Source organism: Streptomyces sp. NPDC030799, assembly GCF_055572255.1.
This window is the reverse complement of sequence record NZ_JBVIDS010000003.1, coordinates 569,880-586,277: the sequence shown is the minus strand read 5'-3', so window position 1 is coordinate 586,277 and position 16,398 is coordinate 569,880. Positions and strand designations below refer to the sequence as shown.

Genomic DNA, 16,398 nt, shown 5'->3' with positions numbered 1-16,398 from the left:
TCAGCCCTTGATCTCGGTCCAGGCCTGCACCCACTTCGCGTACGGCACGCACTTCACGTCCTTGCGGCCGTCGAGGCACTGCTCGATGGGCGTGTTCCAGAAGGCGATCTTCTTCCAGTAGTTCTCGTCGGCCGCGTGGTAGACCGTGCAGAAGTCCTTGTCGCTGGTCTCTGCGCACGCCCTGGAGTTGGCCGGGGCCTCGCCGAAGTACTCGGCGACCTGGGCGTTGACCTTGGGCGACACGATCCAGTCCAGCCACTTGTAGGCGCAGTTGGGGTGCTTGGCCCTGCTGTACACCATCCAGGTGTCGGACCAGCCGGTGGAACCCTCCTTCGGCACCAGCGCCTTGACCTTCGCGCCCTCGGAGGCGGCGAGGTTGGCGATGACCTGCCAGGTGGTGCCGACCACCGAGTCGCCGCTCTTGAAGGCGGAGACCTCCTTGAGGTAGTCGCTCCAGTACTCCCCGACGTTCTTGTTCTGCTGCTTGAGCAGGGCCACGGCCGCGTCGAACTGCTTCTGGTCGAGCGCGTACGGGTCCTTGATCTTCAGCTCCGGCTTGGTGGCCTTGAGGTAGAGGGCCGCGTCGGCGATGTAGATCGGCGAGTCGTAGGCGGTGACATGACCCTTGTAGGTCGAGGCGCCGTCGAAGACGGCGGCCCAGGAGGTGGGCGCGGGCCTGACCTTCTCGGTGTTGTACATCAGCAGGTTGGCGCCCCGGCCGTGCGGGATGCCGTACATCCGGCCCTTGACCGAGTTCCAGCCGCCGTTCTTCAGCCCGGCGAAGACGTCCTTGTAGTTCGGGACCAGGGCGGTGTTCACCGGTGCCGCGTCGCCGGAGGCGATCAGGCGCAGAGAGGCGTCACCGGAGGCGGAGACGGCGTCGTACTCGCCGGTCTTCATCAGCTTGACCATCTCGTCCGAGCTGGCGGCGACCTTCGAGTGGACCTGACAGCCCGTCTGTTTCTCGAAGCCGCCGACCCAGTTCGCCTTCGGGTCGTCGGAGCCGTCCTCGACATAGCCGGCCCAGGCGATCAGGTTGACCTGGCCCTCCGTCTTGCCGAGCTTCGTCGGGGCCTTGAGGTCGGGTGGGTTGAGGCCGGTCGCGGACGAACTGCCCGAGCCGGAGGAGTCACAGGCGGCGGCGAGCAGCAGCGCGGCGGCGCAGGCCGCGACGCGCAGGGTTCGGGTGGGACGCACGGTGTTCTCCAGGGGGACGTTGAAGGCGGGGGAGAGGTCAGGAGGGCAGCCGGACGGCGTGCCGGCGGTGCCAGGTCAGGCGGACCCGGGTGCCGCGGTAGGCGGCGGCGTCCTCGGAGGAGGTCTCCAGGTTCTGCTGGAGCGCGGTGAGCCGGCCGCCGCCGTCGAGGTCGACCAGGAAGCGCGTGGCGTCGCCGAGGTAGACGACCTCGGCGACGGTTCCGGTGGCGGTTGCGTGCTGCGGCTCGTCCGCCTCTGCGGACTCCTTCAGGACCCGGATCTTCTCAGGCCGGATGTTGTACGTGCCCGGCGTACCGACGATCCGGTGGGCCGCCTCCCCGTCGAGGAGGTTCGAGGTGCCGACGAAGGAGGCGACGAAAGGGGTCGCCGGGCGCTCGTATATCTCCGCGGGCGTGCCGATCTGGGCGATACGGCCCTGTTCGAAGACGGCGATGCGGTCGCTCATCGTCAGGGCCTCCTCCTGGTCGTGGGTGACGAAGACGAAGGTGATCCCGACCTCCCGCTGGATCGCCTTCAGCTCGACCTGCATCTGCTCGCGCAGCTTCAGGTCCAGGGCGCCGAGAGGCTCGTCCAGGAGCAGCACCCGGGGCCGGCCGACGAGCGCGCGGGCAAGGGCGACGCGCTGGCGCTGTCCGCCGGAGAGCTGGGCCGGGCGCCGCTGGCCGTAGCCCTCCAGGCGGACCTCGGCGAGGGCCTTGCGGGCGCGGACGAGACGTTCGGCCTTGGGTACTCCGCGGACCTTCAGGCCGTAGGCGACGTTCTGCTCGACCGTCATGTGCGGGAAGAGGGCGTAGTCCTGGAAGACCGTGTGCACGTCCCGCTCGAACGGGGCGAGGCCGGTGACCTCCTGGCCGGCGAGTTCGATCCGGCCCCGGTCCGGTGTCTCGAACCCTGCGACGAGCCGGAGGACGGTGGTCTTCCCGGAGCCGGAGGGGCCCAGCATCGAGAAGAACTCGCCGTCCCGGATCTCCAGGTCGACCCCGGCCACGGCGGTCGTCCCACCGAACGACTTCCGCAGGTCCTGCAGCCGGATCGCAATTCCCTCCATGGGGGAACCTTTCTGGCGCGCTGTACGTTGAACCGCTTGACCGCAAACATATGAAGTCATAGTTCTAAGCTCAAGGTCCCCTTAAGGTAAAGCTTGAGTCAATGCACGAGGTGGTGACCGTGAAGCAGCAGGAGACGGACAGCCGCGCCCGCAGGGCCGTCTTCAGCCCGGTGGACAACCGGGCCCGCGTGGACGCGGTCGTACGCCGCCTCGCCGACGCCATCGAACTGGGCCTCCTCGCCGACGGCGAGCAACTCCCCGGCGAGAGCGAGCTCGCCGGACAGCTCGGTGTCTCCACGGTCACGCTGCGCGAGGCGCTCATGGCCCTGCGGCAACAGGGCCTGGTCACCACCCGCCGGGGCCGCGGCGGCGGCAGCTTCGTCTCCCTCCCCGAAGTCCCCGCCGACGACCGGCTGAGGGCCCGGCTGCGTGGCTGGAGCACCGAGGAGCTGCGCGACCTGGGCGACCACTGGGCCGCCCTGTCCGGTGCCGCCGCCCGCCTCGCCGCGCAGCGCACCGAGCCCGAGGACCTCCGTCAACTCCGCCGCACCGTGGAGGAGCTGACACGGGCCGAGGATGCGGCGGCACGCAGCCGGCTGTACGGCCGCTTCCACGTCGAACTCGCGGCAGCCGCCCAGTCCGCGCGGCTCACCCGCGAACAGGTCGCTCTGCAGAGCGAGATCGGCGCACTGCTCTGCCTGGTTCTCGCCGACGACGCATATCGTGAAGAAGTTGCGGACCGTCACCGCTGCGTCATCTCGGCCGTGCAGGATGGGGTCCAAGAAACGGCCGGCACGCTGGCCGAGCGGTGCGTCAGGGAGTCGACGGCGCGGCTCGTCGCCGTACGTCTCACCCTCTGACCGCGCCGCGTCCGGTTCCCGTCCGCTGGAGGACACCATGGGCGTCAGGCCCGGGCTCGCCACCCTCGACACGGAGACGGAGACCTGGGTGGCCGCGCAGGTCGGCGCTGCGCTGGAAGCCGTCTTCGAGACCGTCGCCGCCACCCGCGCCGACACCGAGGCCCTGCTCCACCGGGTGGCCGCGCAGGGCCGGCGGCCCGCCAGCGCCGACCTCGCCGCCCTGCGCCCCGGCCTGCATCTGCACCTGACCCGCGAGGAACTGGTCTCCGGCGTCGGTTTCGTCGCGGCCCCCGGCCTGCTGGCCGACGTGCCCGCCTGGCTGGAGTGGTGGCAGTCGGGCACGGACGGTGACGTCCGACCGCTCCTGCTCGACCTCGATCCCGGTCAGTCGGCGTACTCCGACTACACGCACTGGGACTGGTTCGCGCTGCCCCGCGACACCGGGCGCCGGGCGGTGGCCGGACCCTACGTCGACTATCTCTGCTCCGACGAGTACAGCCTGACCCTGTCCGAACCGGTGCTGGTGCAGGGCCGGTTCGCCGGGGTGGCCGCCGCAGACGTCTACCTCCGCCACTTCGAGGCGGCCGTACTCCCCCTCCTGCGGCGCCTTCCGCGCCCCGCCCACCTGGTCAACGCCCGCGGCCGGGTCGCCGCCTCCGCCGACGCCGCCCACCTGGCCGGCTCCCTCACCAAGGGCCCCGACTTCGCCGAACTGCTCGGCACGGCACGCCCCGGCACGTACGAGGACCTACGCCTGGTGCCGTGCCGGGGGGTGCCCCTTGTGCTGGTGCTCGTCTGACGAGCCAGTGGGCTCAGTCGCGCTTCCGGTCCCGGTACGGTATGCGGGCCAGCTCGTGGATCTCGCCGACCGTGCCCCACTCGTTGCCGCCCAGCCGGGACAGCGGCCGGAGCCGGCCGATGTCGGGCCGGTCCTCCACCAGTACGTCCTCGTGGACGGCGGCGTGCACGACCTGACCGAACACCACCGTGGAATCGCCCAGGCGCAGGGTCGAGTGCAGTGTGCATTCGAGGGCGACCGGAGACGCGGCCACCCGCGGCGGCCGCACCCGCAGCGACGGCTCCCGCTCGATGCCCACGGCGTCGAACTCACCCCGGTCGCGGGGGAAGTCGGTCGCGGTCGCGTTGATCTCGGCGAAGAGCGGCTCCGGGGCGAAGTTCACGACGAACTCCCCGGTCTCCTCCGCATTGCGCAGCGAGTCCTTCCGGCCCACCGACGTGAACTGGACGACCGGCGGATCGGTGCAGGCGACGGTGAAGAAGGAGTGCGGGGCCAGGTTCGCCGTCTCGCCGTCCGGAGCGAGGGTCGACACCCAGGCGATCGGCCGCGGAACGACGACGGCCGTGAGCAGACGGTAGAACGCTCCGGCGCCCATGGACTCGGGTGAGTAGTCGACGCGCATGACAGCACGCTAAGCGGTACCGCCGACAGCCGTGCCACCACCCCCACTGTTGATCAGCAACGGGGCACCGCCCTAGGGTGCGAGGGCAGCCGCACAAGGAGCTCGATACCCATCAGCCCCCAGCCCACCCCTCGCCCACGCGCCGCACTCGCTCTCGGCCGGGGACTCGGCGCCGTACCCGCCCCCGGGCTCGTCCTCGGCGGAATCCTCGGCCTGCAGGGCGGAGCCGCGCTGACGACCCGTCTCTACCCCGCGGTGGGACCGGCCGGCGTGGTGACCCTGCGGCTGGTCCTCGCCGCGCTGGTCCTCACCGCCCTGGGGCGGCCCCGGATCCGCGGCGACCGGACCGGCCTCGGCATCGCGGCCGTGGCGGGCACGCTGCTCGCCGTGCACCATCTCGCGTACTACGAGGCGGTCGCCCGGCTGCCGCTGGGCGCCGCCACCACCCTGGAGTTCCTCGGCCCCTTCACCATCGCCCTGTGCGGCTCCCGCCGCGCCCCCGACCTGCTGTGGGCAGGCCTCGCCGCCACCGGCGTCCTCCTGCTCAGCCACTCCGGTAGCGCCCTGGACGCCACCGGCATCGCCTGCGCCACCCTGGCCGGTTGCTGCTGGGGCGGGTACATCCTGGCCGGCAAACGGCTGGCCGGACACGACCCCGGCGGCAACGGCCTGACGCTCGCCGTCACCTGGGGTGCGCTGCTCAGCCTTCCCTACGGCATCACGCAGGCGGGCACCCGCCTGCTGGACCCGGGCACGCTCGCCGTGGCCGCGGCGGTCGCCGTCCTGTCCAGCGTGGTGCCCTACACCTTCCAGCTGGAAGCCCTGCGCCGCCTCACACCGCGCGTCTTCGGCGTCCTCACCAGCCTGGAACCGGCGGTCGGAGCCCTGATCGGCCTGGTCCTCCTCGGCCAGCACCTGGCCGTGGCCCAGTGGGCGGGGGTGGCGGCGGTGGGGCTCGCTTCGGTGGGGGCGACGCGTGCGGAGGGGCGGGCAGGAAGGGCGCGCGCCGCTCACGAAGGGGCCGCGACTGCCGCTCGGACCGAGGCCGCCGCCCGTGAGAGTCAGGACGCGACGGCACCGTGAGGCTCGCCCACGGCTTCCGCCGCGACGCCGGTCACCTCGGTCCGTCCATGCCCTACCGTGACCGGCATGAGCCTGTCGGGAGAGAGCTGCCGGAGCTATCGGTATGTCGGTCCCGAGGACCTGAGGGCCGCGGCCCGGCCGGGGGACACCGGCACCGGCATCCGCACGGCGGGTGAGTTCGTGGACTGGGCCGCGACCCGCACCCGTGCGGAACTTGCCGAACCCTTCACCTTCGTCATCAGTGGGGACGGCGTCCTGCTACTGGCCCCGCGCCGGTCCGAGCACGTCGCCTGCGCGGGCGGTGAGCCGGTGCTGAGCGCGGGAGAGATCAGCTTTCGCGAGGACGCCGGCCGCTGGACGGCACACGAGGTGAGCAACCAGTCGACCGGCTACTGTCCGGACACCGACTCGTGGCCGGCCGTGGCCCAGGCGCTGGAGCGGGCCGGGCTCGGCCACCCCGGTTCCTTCACCCATGAGGTGATCTTCCGCCGCTGCGGCGTCTGCGGGCAGCACAACATCGTGCGGGACGGCCACTTCGTCTGTGTCTTCTGCGATGCCGACCTCCCCGAGCGGTGGAACATCGAGCCCTGAGGCCTGCCGGGGTCACCGGCCGGGCAGCGGTCGGACCGTGAGGGTTTGCTCGGCCCGTCCCACCGGGCCGTGGATGTCGTGCAGGACGCTGCTGGTGAGCCCCAGGCCGGTGGGGCCGAAGACGACCGTGGTGTCCAGACCGGCCCAACGGTCCTCCGGCCGGCGGTGCAGATGGATCGTCAGGTCGACGTTGGGGAACATCCACTCGGTCGGCGGCCGGCGTACGGCGATGCCGTTGGCCGTGTCGACCAGCGCGACGTAGGACGCGACCGGGCTGCTCGGCTCGCCGGCGACGAGGTCGAGGTCCGTGGTGATCCAGGCCGTGGCGCGGCCCGGCTCCGGGGCATGGACCGGACGGATGTCGACGGACGCGCAGTGACCCCCGGGCCACACGGAGGCCAGCGACTGGCCGGCGAGGCCGTACGGCAGGGGCATGCGGGCGTCGGCGCCGCCGGCCACCGTGCTGGTGTCCACCTCGGTGAGCAGCCAGGCGCGGGCCCGCACGACCGGCCGGTCCGCGATGCGCACGACCGCTTCGAGCAGTTCGATGGTGCGGCCCGGCCGGATCGACTCCACCTGTATCTCGCACTCGTCCAGGGCGAGCCGCCCCAGGATGTCGAAGCTGATCCGTGACAGGAGCAGTCCGCTCGGCGGGCGCTCGGCACGGTACTGGTCGATCGCGTGGACCACGAGTCCGGCCAGCGGGCTGAAGTGCTGTTCGGCGGGGTCCCACGCGCCGCTCGCGTGCGGCGTGGCGGTGTGCGCGTCGGCGGTCCGTCACCGGGTTGATGTCTGCGCGGGCACCTCGTCGACGACGGACGACTCGACCGGCTGGACCGGGTGTTCACCCGGGATCACACCGCCGAACGGGCCGAGCCGGCCCGGGCGTTGAACACCGTGCTCACCCGCTGAGCCCGCTCAGTCCACCGGCCAGGTGTGGACGGGCGCGTTGAGGTGCATGTAGTCGATGTACAGCTGGGTCATCCGGCGCAGCGCCTCGTGCCGGCCCGCGTGCGCGGTGGCGTCGAGGTGGTGGAACATCTCCTTCTGCCACACGGCGCCGTTGCGTGCCGTGACACAGCGCTGCTCGATGATGCCGAGCAGCGGCTCCCGCCATGCCTCGTCCATGCCGGAGTGCTCCAGGCCCCGGTGCGCCAGCGGCAGCAGCCGCCGCAGGACCAGTTCCGGCACCGGCACCTCGCCCATCCCGGGCCAGTACAGCAGGGCGTCGATGCCGTGCCGGGCGGCGGTGTGCAGATTGTCCTCGGCGGCCGCGAACGACATCCGCGACCACACCGGCCGGTCCTCCTCCACCAGGGCGCGGGTGAGGCCGTAGTAGAAGGCACCGTTGGCGAGGGTGTCGGCGACGGTCGGTCCGGCGGGCAGCACCCGGTTCTCCACCCGGATGTGCGGTACGTCGTGCGAGACGGCGTACACCGGGCGGTTCCAGCGGTAGATCGTGCCGTTGTGCAGGGTCAGTTCGCCCAGTTCGGGGGTGTCTCCGCGGTCCAGCGTCTCCACCGGGTCCTGCTCGTCGCACAGCGGGAGGAGCGCGGGGAAGTAGCGCAGGTTCTCCTCGAAGAGGTCGAAGACGCTGTTGATCCACCGCTCGCCGAACCACACCCGGGGCCGTACGCCCTGCACCTTGATCTCCTCCGGCCGGGTGTCCGTGGCCTGCTCGAACAGCGGGATGCGGGTCTCGTCCCACAGCTCCTTGCCGAACAGGAACGGCGAGTTCGCCGCCAGCGCGACCTGGACCCCGCAGATGGCCTGCGCCGCGTTCCAGTAACCGGCGAACTCCTCCGGAGACACCTGGAGATGGAACTGCGTGCTCGTGCACGCGGCCTCCGGGGTGATGGTGTCCGCGTAGGTGCGCAGCCGGTCCACGCCGTCCACCTCGATGCGCAGGTCCTCGCCCCTGGCCGCGAAGATCTGGTCGTTGAGCAGCTGGTAACGCGGGTTCTCCGACAGGGTTTCCTCGCCGATGTCCTCCTGGCGCAGGGTGGGCAGGATACCGATCATGATCAGCCGGGTGCCGATCGATCGGGCCCGCTCGTCGGCGTGGTTCAGCGCGGCGCGGATCTCCGACTCCCACGCGTCGGGACCACCCGCGATCAGCCGCCGGGGCGGGACGTTGATCTCCAGGTTGAACCGGCCCAGCTCGGTGGACCAGGCGGGGTCCGAGATCGCCTTCAGCGCATCGGTGTTGCGCATCGCCGGCTCGGCGTCCTCGCCCACCAGGTTCAGCTCGATCTCCAGGCCGACCTGCGGCCGCTCGGACTCGAACCGTGACTCGCGCAGCATCTGCGCCAGCGCGTCGAGGCACTCGTGCATCTTGATCCGGTACCGGCGGCGGTCCTCGCGGGTGAAGACGAGCGCCGGGACGTCACGTCCCATCGGCCCTCCAGGATTCCCCTCGTCGCAGACCTCTCCCCCCAGAGTCGCACCATCACGCGAGCCTCACCAAGCGTGGCCCGCGTCTGCCCGGCGCGGATTCCCGCGCCCCCGACCGACCGGAGTGCCGGCGTTGTGGCCCCGACGGGCACAAGTGCCCCAGCCCCCACCGCACGGGCACGCCCGTCGCCTCCCCGACGGCACCCGCCGGACGCTGTTCGCGTACGAGGGCGGCGCACGTCTTCTCGCGCAGCAGCCGTCGGCCGTCGGGGAGTCCGCCGCGTGATCGCGGCGCCGACGGCCGCCTCACCGAAGGGCCCGGCCACGCAGGTGCCCGGACGGCTCCGGGTGGTCGTGCGAACCGGGCGACGCGGGCAGCAGCCGTGGCGGTCCCCGCGCAGGGCGCCTGCACCACCGGGGCGCGGGCGGGCCACCGAGGGCCGAGGTCAGTCCGAGCAGCGCGGTCACCTCCGTGCGCGGGAAGACGGCGAAGGCGGTGGTGCTGCCGGGGCGCACGGCGATCTTCGCGACCAGCAGAGACACGGCATGGCCGAGACAGGCCGCCCGCTGCCCCGGAACCGCCGCCGCCCCGCCCTCGCCGCCGGCCGCACGGTGAGCGAGGCCCGGCCGTCCCGGAGAACCCCGGCAGATGGTTCCGTACCAGGCCGTCCGGGGCCCAGCGGACCCAGCCGACCCAGCGGACCCAGCAGACCCGGCTCCCAGGCTCGGGCGAAGGCGAGCGTGGCCGGCAGCTCGGACGCCGAACCACGGCATCGCCGAGCCCGCCGTCAGGGAAACGCCCGGCTACTCCTCACCGAGCGCGACGTCCATGACGGTCCGGCCGGCCGGCAACACCTTCACCTGCACCCCCGCACAGGCGCCGGCTTCGACCGCTTCCTCGGCGACAGCGCGGGTGTCCGACGTGGACTCCATCCCGATGCCGCCGAGTGCATGAACGCCCCTACCCGCGGAGCCGGTTGCCGAGACGACCGGCTGCCGGGACGGGATCGTGGTGGCTCCGGGCGGCGGAGATTGCGAAGATGGGGCCATGACCACGTCCCACGGCGCTCGCCGGCCCACGATCGCCGACGTCGCCGCCGCCGCGTCGGTGTCGCGGACCACCGTGTCCCACGCCCTCAACGGCATCGGCAAGGTCGACCCGCGGACCCGCGAACGCATCAAGAAGATCGCCGCCGAGCTGGGGTACCGGCCCAACCTGCGCGCCCAGCGGCTGCGCCGGGGGCAGGCCAAGGCCATCGCGCTGGCGTCCTCGATGCCGTTCGCGGTGGCCGGCGGCCCCTCACGGCTCGGCTTCTACATGGAGGTGGCCGCCGCAGCGGCCGAGCGGGCCCTCGTCCACGACTACGCCCTCGTGCTGATCCCGCCCGTGCAGTCCGGATCCGCGCTGTACTCCGTGGACATCGACGGCGCGATCGTGGTCGAGCCCGAGGCGGACGACGCGGCCGTGGCCCAACTGCGCGAGCGTGGACTGCCGTACGTCGCCCTGGGCCGGCCCACCGCGCCCGACGACGACGCCCCCTACGTGGACCTGCACGGCGGCAGGGTGGTCGAACTGCTCCTCGACCATCTGCGTGACCAGGGCGCCCGCAACCCGGCGCTCATCGTCGGCGCGGGCACCCGTCACTCCTCGGTCGACGCCCGCGCGGCCTACGAACGGATCGCCGCCGCACACGGCCGGCCGCCGATCGTCGCGACCGCCCCGGAGGACGGCGGCGAGCAGGCGGGATACGACCGGTGCGCCGCGCTGATCGCCGAGCACCCCGGCATCGATGCGCTGTGCGTGCTGGTCGACGCCTTCGCCGTCGGCGCCGTACGGGCCCTGCGGGAGGCGGGACGCCGTATCCCCGATGACGTCATGGTCGTCACCCGGTACGACGGTCTGCGCGCCCGCACCTGCGAACCGCCGCTCACCGCCGTCGACTTGGGCCTGGAGCGGGCCGCCGCGGACGCGGTGGAACTGCTGCTCGCCCGGCTGGGCGCGCGACCGGCCACCGGCATGGCCGGGCCGACGGGGACCGGGGGCGAGCCGCCCTCCGCCGCACCCCGGCTCGTGCTGCGCGCCTCGTCGTTGCGCCGCCCGCCGACCGAGACCGGCGGGACGCCCCCGGGGACGGCGTAGACAGGGGCCGTCCGGCAGCAGGATCGAACGGGGCCCGTCCGGCACCGGGGCACGACGGCGCGCGTCCGGCACCGGGGCACGGCAGGGCGCGTCCGGCAGCGGAGTGTCACGTCCTCGCCATCAGCACCACCCCCGACACCAGGGCGAAGACAAGGACGAAGGCACGCATCCGCTGCGCGTCGACACGCCGGTGCACGAGCCGGCTCAGCCAGGCCCCCGCGGCGAGCGCCGGCAGCAGCAGGAGTGCCCAGCCCATGTCCGCCGCACGTCCCCGCCCGGTGACGAACAGCAGGAGCAGCGAGGCGACTTCGCCCACCAGGAAGCAGGCGGCGACGGTCGCCCGCAGCTCGCCCGGCGGCCGGTGCTGGTAGACGAGGGCGAGGGGCGGGCCGCCCACCCCGGTGGCGGTCTCGGTCAGCCCGGTGATGACCCCGGCGCCCACATAGGCTCCGCGCCCGGGTACGAACGACGGCACGACGAGGCTCACCACGGCCGCCAGCACCGTCGCCGCGCCGACGACGGCTCCGAGCGCGCCCTGCGGGATCGCCCACAGCAGCGCCAGCCCCGCCGGTGTCGCCGTCAGCCGGGCCGCCGTGATCCACCGGGCGCCGCGCAGATCGAGACTGTGCCGCTCGCGCCAGGCGACGTACAGGTTGAGCGGGATCATCGCGGTCAGCACGAACACCGGCAGCAGCGCCGGATCGACGAGGCCCGCGACCGGCGCGACGATCAGCGCGAACCCGAGGCCGCTCGTGCCCTGCACGAACGCCGCCGCCGCGACGGTCAGCGCCAGTACCGCCAGAGTGCCGGCGTTCATCGCCGCGCGCCGGAGCGGGGCGTCGGGAGGACGGAGCCGTGCGGATGCCCAGGGGGCGGTGGGACGGTGGGCGTGCCCCCGGCCGTGAACGGGCTGGGCGGCGACGCGGCGGCGTCCGGTGCCGCCGCTCGCTGCCGCGCGGTCACCGATGTCGGATGGGCCCGTGTCACCCCGGCGCGCCGTACCACGCGCGGGCCCAGTTCGGCGGCCCGTCGGACCAGTGCCGGTCCGTCCCAGTCCGGCGGCCAGCCGTGCCACAGGCGCAGCCGGCCGGCGACGAACACGGCGGTGAGCTGGTCCCGGTTGCCGTGCCGGACCAGCTCCCACGGCAGGTCCCAGGACGGCTGCAGCTCCGGCCCCCCGACGTCGACCAGGAGGAAGTCCGCCGCGGCACCGGGCGCGATGCGTCCCGTGTGCCGGCCCAGTCCGACCGCGTCCGCGCCGCCCGCCGTGGCCCGCTCCCACCACGTCCAGCCGGCGCCGCAGGAGGAGTCGCCGCTGGCCAGGCCGTAGGTGAGCCGCTGAGCGAACTCCGCCGCGTCCGTCAGCCGGAAACCGTCCCCGCGTGTCCCGTCGGTGCCCAGACCGAACCGGATGCCGCGCTCGGCGAAGGTGGTGGCGGGGGCGACGGCGTTGCCCTTCCACGCGCTGGCGACCGGGTTGTAGCTCACCGCCGTGCCGCTGTCCGCGAGCAGTGTGACCTCGGCCGGGGTGAGCAGCGTGGCGTGCGCGGCGAGCAACTGCGGGCCCAGCGCGCCCACCTGGTGCAGATACTCCAGGGGCCGCAGCCCGTACCGGACCAGGGAGCGCTCGACCGCGACGAGGTGTTCGTTCACGTGGATCTGTACGACCGTGCCCGCGTCGGCGGCGAGCCGCGCCGTCGCCGCGAGCGTGGGTGCGGTCGCGGCCTCCGGCACGGAGACGGCCAGCGAGGGATGGACCAGGTCGTCGGCGGCGTAGCGCGCGAGGTGCTGCTCGGCGGCGGCGAGCACGGCCCGCGGATCCGTGTCGTCACCGGTGCCGTCCGAGGCGTCGTTGCAGATCAGCCCCAGCACGCAGCGGATGCCCGCGTCACGTGCGGCCGAGGCCACGACGTCCACGTCCACGGTGGCCCGGGTTCCCGACTCGGCGACCGTCGTGAAACCGCCCCGCAGGGACTCCAGTGCCGCCAGTTTCGCGGCCACGTACGCCGACTCCTCGTCCAGGGCGCGCTCCAGCGGCACCCACACCCGGCGGAAGATCTCCGACGGCTCCCCGAAGGCGAGGGCACCGCCGAAGCTCTGCGTCAGATGGTGGTGGGCGTCGACGAAGCCCGGCATCAGCACGTGCCCGGGCAGCCGGAGGGGGGTCAGCGACGGGTGCCCCCGGATGATCCGCTCGACGGGGCCGACATCGCGGAACACGCCGTCCCGCACGACCACGGCGTGCAGTTCCAGCGGGCCGTCGGGGGTGAGCGTCATGTCGGGGACCAGCAGCAGCGCGTCCTGGCGGAGCCGGTCGGGGGTCAGGTCGGTCATGCTTCTCCGTTGTTCGAGAGGGGGAGGGAGCTGCGCGGAACGTCAGACACGGGCGGTCGGACCCGGCGCCTCGGCCGGCACGGCGGCGGTGGTGTCCGTGGGGTGCCGCCCCAGATGGTGGAAGACGACGTTGAGGACGGCGGCGACGAGGGCGCCCACCGCGACCCCGTTCTCCAGCAGGATCCGCACGCCGGACGGGAACCCGGTGTACACACCGGGCACCAGGATCGGCAGCAGGCCCAGCGCGAGCGCGACGGCGCAGGTCATCGTGGCCGTGTGGTCCTCCAGCCGGGCGCGGCCGAGCATCTGCACACCCAGTACGGTGATCACCGCGAAGACGACCATCGCGGCGCCCCCGACCACGGCCGACGGCATCACGCTGATCGCCCGCGCGACGGGCGTCACAAAGCCGAGGACGACGAGAACGACGCCCGCGGCGGCCGTGACATACCGGCTGCGCACGCCGGTGACCCGGACGATGCCGATGTTCTCCCCGCTGGTCACCATCAGCGGCAGCCCGAAACAGGCGCCGAGCAGTGAGGTCAGGGCGTCCCCGCGGACGGTGCGCGGCACGTCGGTCCCTACGTCGATGTCTTTGCCGACCGCCTCCGCGTTGATGACGGTCTGCCCGGTCGCCTCCGCCATGGACGCGAGGCTGTACAGCAGCAGCGGCAGCGCGGCGAGCAGGTCGAAGACTGGTGTACCGAACGGCAACGGACGTGGCACACCCACCAGTTGGCCCGACAGGGCGGCGCCCGGGTGGACCTGCCCGAGGGCGCAGGCGAGGGCCGTGCCGGCCACGAGGCCGAGCAGTACGGCGAGTTGACGCAGGACCCCGCGCAGCAGCCGGGTGAAGGCGACGATCAGGGCGATGGTGGCGAAGGCCGGCCCGAGGCGGGCCGGATCGGCGAAGCCCGGAGTGCCGGGCTGCCCGGTGACCAGCAGCGCGCCGACCTTCACCAGGTTGACCCCGACGATCACGATCATCGTGCCGATGACCAGCGGCGGGAAGAATCTCAGCAGGCGCGTGAACAGCGGCAGCACCAGGAAGGTGAAGGCGGCGGTGAGGAGCACCGCGCCGGTCGCCGTGCGCAGCCCGTGCTGCTGCGCGATCGACAGGAACAGGATCAGAGGCGCTCCGCCCGGCAGCATCACGAACGGCAGCCGTGGCCCGAACTTCCAGGGTCCGAGGGACTGCACGAGCGAGCCGATCCCGGACAGCAGCAGGGCCGCGGAGAGCAGGTTGACGGTGATGCCCGGACTGAGCCGGAGGGTGGCACTCATCAGGAAGATCGCGGAGATCGGTGTGGCCGCCATGACGAGGACGTGCTGCACACCGAAGAGCACGATCCGTCCGAGGGGGCGGGACTCGTCGACGGGATGTACGGGACTGGACACGCGCGGGCTCCGTTCGGCTCGCTCGGCTCAGGCCGCGACGATCCGGCCGGGACGGCGGCCAAATCGATTTGGCCAATCGATTTGGCCGCCAGTATGGAGTCGTCGGTGGGGGGTCGGTCAAGGGGTCGCGCGGTCGGCCTCAGGACCCACGGTGCAGGGACGCGCGGTTCGCCCGCACACAGGAGGGGGCTTGCCGGTTCGAGGGGCACGGCCTGGACGCCGTCCCGTGTCGCGCGGCGCTCCTCTCGGCGACCGTCGCTTCTCCCTGTCAACTACCGGGTGCGCGCGGGTGGTTCCCGGCCTCCGGTCGGCCGGCCCAACGGTCATGCCGGAGCTCTTGACCAAGTGCCGCTCACGCCGCGGCCCAGGGCGGTCCGTTCCCCGCCTTCGGCGTCCAGGACACCCGAGACGGTGGCGGTAGGAGACGCCGGCGGTGCAGCGAGCCGGGGAACGCGGGTGCCGGTGCTCAGCCGCGGCGGCCCACGGCACCGGTGTGCCATACGGCGCGTCACCCGGCCGGACCGGCTCCGCTGGCCCGCGGGCGGCCGGCGTCGGAGGGTCTGTAACAAGATCGGTGAGTCGAAGCTTCGTCCGACCGGTCGCAGGGTCGTCCCCCCGTGTTGTGACGAGGCGGGCCGACGCGCCGGGGCGGGGAACGGTAAATCCATGCGCTCGGGTCGTTCCCCGCCCCTTTCATCCCCCCTTCATCAGGCCCCGCCTGCGGGGCGACGACCAGGCGTCCTTTCCACACGGGGCGCGCCCGGACGAAGACGAAATCCCGGCGCATGGATCGTCGCCCTGGCCGTCCACGGTGGGCGTGGACCTCGGCGGCGGGCAGCGCGGTGCAGGTCAGCGCATGCCGGTTGAGGCCGCCGAGCACTCCAGGCCACCGGGCAACTGGGGCAGGACCGTCACCGCCCCGCCGGCGGGTGGGAAATGCCCGTCGACGGCGCGCAGCAGGACCCCAACAGCGGATGCGGAGGCCCGAATCAATACCGGTGCGCGCGGAGGAAGTCCAGCAGCACGGCGTTGAATCGCTGCGGCTGCTCCAGGTTCGGCAGATGGGCGGCGTCGTCGATGAGGGCGAGCGTGGCGCCGGGGACGAGCGCGTGCATGAGCTCGGCCTGGTCCACCGGTGTGTACGGGTCATCCGCGCCGACCACCAGGAGGGTGGGCACGCGTACGGCGCGCAGCGTGTCGCGGTAGTCGGGTCGTTCGGCGCGCCCGCGCAGGGCCGCCGCGGCTCCGGCCGGGTCCGTGCCGCGCATCATGCCCAGCACATGCTCGGCGACCTCGGGCAGGCCCGTCACATGGTGCGGGGCGATCATCTTGTCGATCACCTCGGCGGCATAGCCGTCCATCCCTTCCGCGAGCAGCCGGTCGGCGAGGGCGTTACGGAGCGCCTTGCCCTCGTCGGTCTCGGCGATCGGTGAGGTGTCGGCCAGTACGAGTGCCGCAATCCGGTCGGGGTGCCGCAGGTGGAAGTGCATGGCGATCTGCCCACCCATGGACAGCCCGGCGACCACCGCGCGCGGCACACCCAGGTGGTCGAGCAGGCCCGCGAGATCCTGCGCGAAGTCCGACAGCAGCGTCCGGCCGGGCACCACCACGCTGTCGCCGTACCCGCGCAGGTCCGGTGCGATGACCCGGTATCCCGCCCCGGACAATGCGGCGGCCTGCGGCGTCCACATGCTGCGGTTGAACGGGTGGCCGTGGACGAGCAGCACCGGTGCCCCGTCGGACGGGCCGAGAACGTCGTAGCCGATGGTGACACCGGAGGCGACGAGGGCCCTGCCGGTTCCGGCTCGGGTCGCCTGTGCCGGCGCTGCGTCGCGGAGCGTCATGCCTGCTGCCCTTCCCGAGCCAGGATCGTCCCCGGCTCGGCCTGCTGGTGCGCGGTCACCGCGGTCA

Annotated in this window: 15 protein-coding genes and 1 pseudogene; 5 read left to right on the top strand and 11 right to left on the bottom strand. The window is 72.7% G+C overall.

Features of this window, described 5'->3' with window-relative positions:
- Together ACZ41I_RS10170 and ACZ41I_RS10165 are read right to left on the bottom strand one after the other, a co-directional pair.
- Entirely contained in the window at positions 1-1,197 is a 1,197-nt protein-coding gene (locus ACZ41I_RS10170) for an ABC transporter substrate-binding protein (RefSeq protein ID WP_468321930.1), read from the bottom strand.
- A 37-nt stretch (positions 1,198-1,234) separates the two neighbouring features.
- Positions 1,235-2,266, bottom strand: coding sequence for an ABC transporter ATP-binding protein (locus tag ACZ41I_RS10165; protein WP_399769573.1), 1,032 nt, complete (start codon positions 2,264-2,266; stop codon positions 1,235-1,237).
- Positions 2,267-2,367: 101 nt separating this feature from the next.
- Between ACZ41I_RS10165 and ACZ41I_RS10160 the strand changes: the two genes are divergently transcribed.
- Complete coding sequence (locus tag ACZ41I_RS10160) at positions 2,368-3,126, top strand: FadR/GntR family transcriptional regulator (protein WP_468513770.1); 759 nt, start codon at positions 2,368-2,370, stop codon at positions 3,124-3,126.
- A gap of 37 nt (positions 3,127-3,163) precedes the next feature.
- The gene (locus tag ACZ41I_RS10155; RefSeq protein WP_399769570.1) at positions 3,164-3,925 is read left to right on the top strand and encodes a cache domain-containing protein; all 762 of its coding nucleotides are present in this window, start codon (positions 3,164-3,166) and stop codon (positions 3,923-3,925) included.
- A gap of 13 nt (positions 3,926-3,938) precedes the next feature.
- On the opposite strand, the gene ACZ41I_RS10150 is transcribed toward ACZ41I_RS10155, so the two are convergent.
- A complete protein-coding gene (locus ACZ41I_RS10150; protein WP_468513769.1) occupies positions 3,939-4,547 on the bottom strand; it encodes a flavin reductase family protein in 609 nt (202 codons plus the stop codon).
- 270 nt (positions 4,548-4,817) lie between these two features.
- On the opposite strand from ACZ41I_RS10150, the gene ACZ41I_RS10145 reads away from it, so the two are divergent.
- On the top strand, positions 4,818-5,630 hold the full coding sequence (locus ACZ41I_RS10145) for an EamA family transporter (RefSeq protein ID WP_468513768.1): 813 nt from the start codon (positions 4,818-4,820) through the stop codon (positions 5,628-5,630).
- 66 nt (positions 5,631-5,696) lie between these two features.
- On the top strand, positions 5,697-6,221 hold the full coding sequence (locus ACZ41I_RS10140; protein ID WP_399769564.1) for a hypothetical protein: 525 nt from the start codon (positions 5,697-5,699) through the stop codon (positions 6,219-6,221).
- Between the two features lie 12 nt (positions 6,222-6,233).
- Here ACZ41I_RS10140 and ACZ41I_RS10135 read toward each other — a convergent pair.
- The 4 genes and pseudogenes from ACZ41I_RS10135 to ACZ41I_RS10120 all read right to left on the bottom strand — a co-directional run.
- A pseudogene (locus ACZ41I_RS10135) lies at positions 6,234-6,974 on the bottom strand (thioesterase family protein); the annotation flags it as partial.
- Positions 6,975-7,139: 165 nt separating this feature from the next.
- A complete protein-coding gene (locus tag ACZ41I_RS10130) occupies positions 7,140-8,618 on the bottom strand; it encodes a glutamate-cysteine ligase family protein (RefSeq protein WP_468513767.1) in 1,479 nt (492 codons plus the stop codon).
- A 303-nt stretch (positions 8,619-8,921) separates the two neighbouring features.
- On the bottom strand, positions 8,922-9,158 hold the full coding sequence (locus ACZ41I_RS10125; RefSeq protein ID WP_468513766.1) for a hypothetical protein: 237 nt from the start codon (positions 9,156-9,158) through the stop codon (positions 8,922-8,924).
- Positions 9,159-9,419: 261 nt separating this feature from the next.
- Positions 9,420-9,548: a hypothetical protein gene (locus tag ACZ41I_RS10120; protein ID WP_468513765.1), complete on the bottom strand. Its 129-nt coding sequence runs from the start codon at positions 9,546-9,548 to the stop codon at positions 9,420-9,422.
- A gap of 115 nt (positions 9,549-9,663) precedes the next feature.
- Here ACZ41I_RS10120 and ACZ41I_RS10115 point away from each other — a divergent pair, with 115 nt between their 5' ends.
- On the top strand, positions 9,664-10,755 hold the full coding sequence (locus ACZ41I_RS10115; RefSeq protein WP_468513764.1) for a substrate-binding domain-containing protein: 1,092 nt from the start codon (positions 9,664-9,666) through the stop codon (positions 10,753-10,755).
- 106 nt (positions 10,756-10,861) lie between these two features.
- On the opposite strand, the gene ACZ41I_RS10110 is transcribed toward ACZ41I_RS10115, so the two are convergent.
- The 4 genes from ACZ41I_RS10110 to ACZ41I_RS10095 form a co-directional block, all read right to left on the bottom strand.
- A complete protein-coding gene (locus ACZ41I_RS10110) occupies positions 10,862-11,572 on the bottom strand; it encodes a sulfite exporter TauE/SafE family protein (protein WP_468513763.1) in 711 nt (236 codons plus the stop codon).
- Positions 11,569-13,089: an amidohydrolase family protein gene (locus ACZ41I_RS10105; RefSeq protein ID WP_468513762.1), complete on the bottom strand. Its 1,521-nt coding sequence runs from the start codon at positions 13,087-13,089 to the stop codon at positions 11,569-11,571. Before ACZ41I_RS10105 ends, ACZ41I_RS10110 begins: the two co-directional genes overlap by 4 nt.
- 42 nt (positions 13,090-13,131) lie before the next feature.
- Positions 13,132-14,487: a uracil-xanthine permease family protein gene (locus ACZ41I_RS10100; RefSeq protein WP_468513761.1), complete on the bottom strand. Its 1,356-nt coding sequence runs from the start codon at positions 14,485-14,487 to the stop codon at positions 13,132-13,134.
- 989 nt (positions 14,488-15,476) lie between these two features.
- Entirely contained in the window at positions 15,477-16,331 is an 855-nt protein-coding gene (locus ACZ41I_RS10095) for an alpha/beta fold hydrolase (protein WP_468513760.1), read from the bottom strand.
- Between the last annotated feature and the right edge of the window lie 67 nt (positions 16,332-16,398).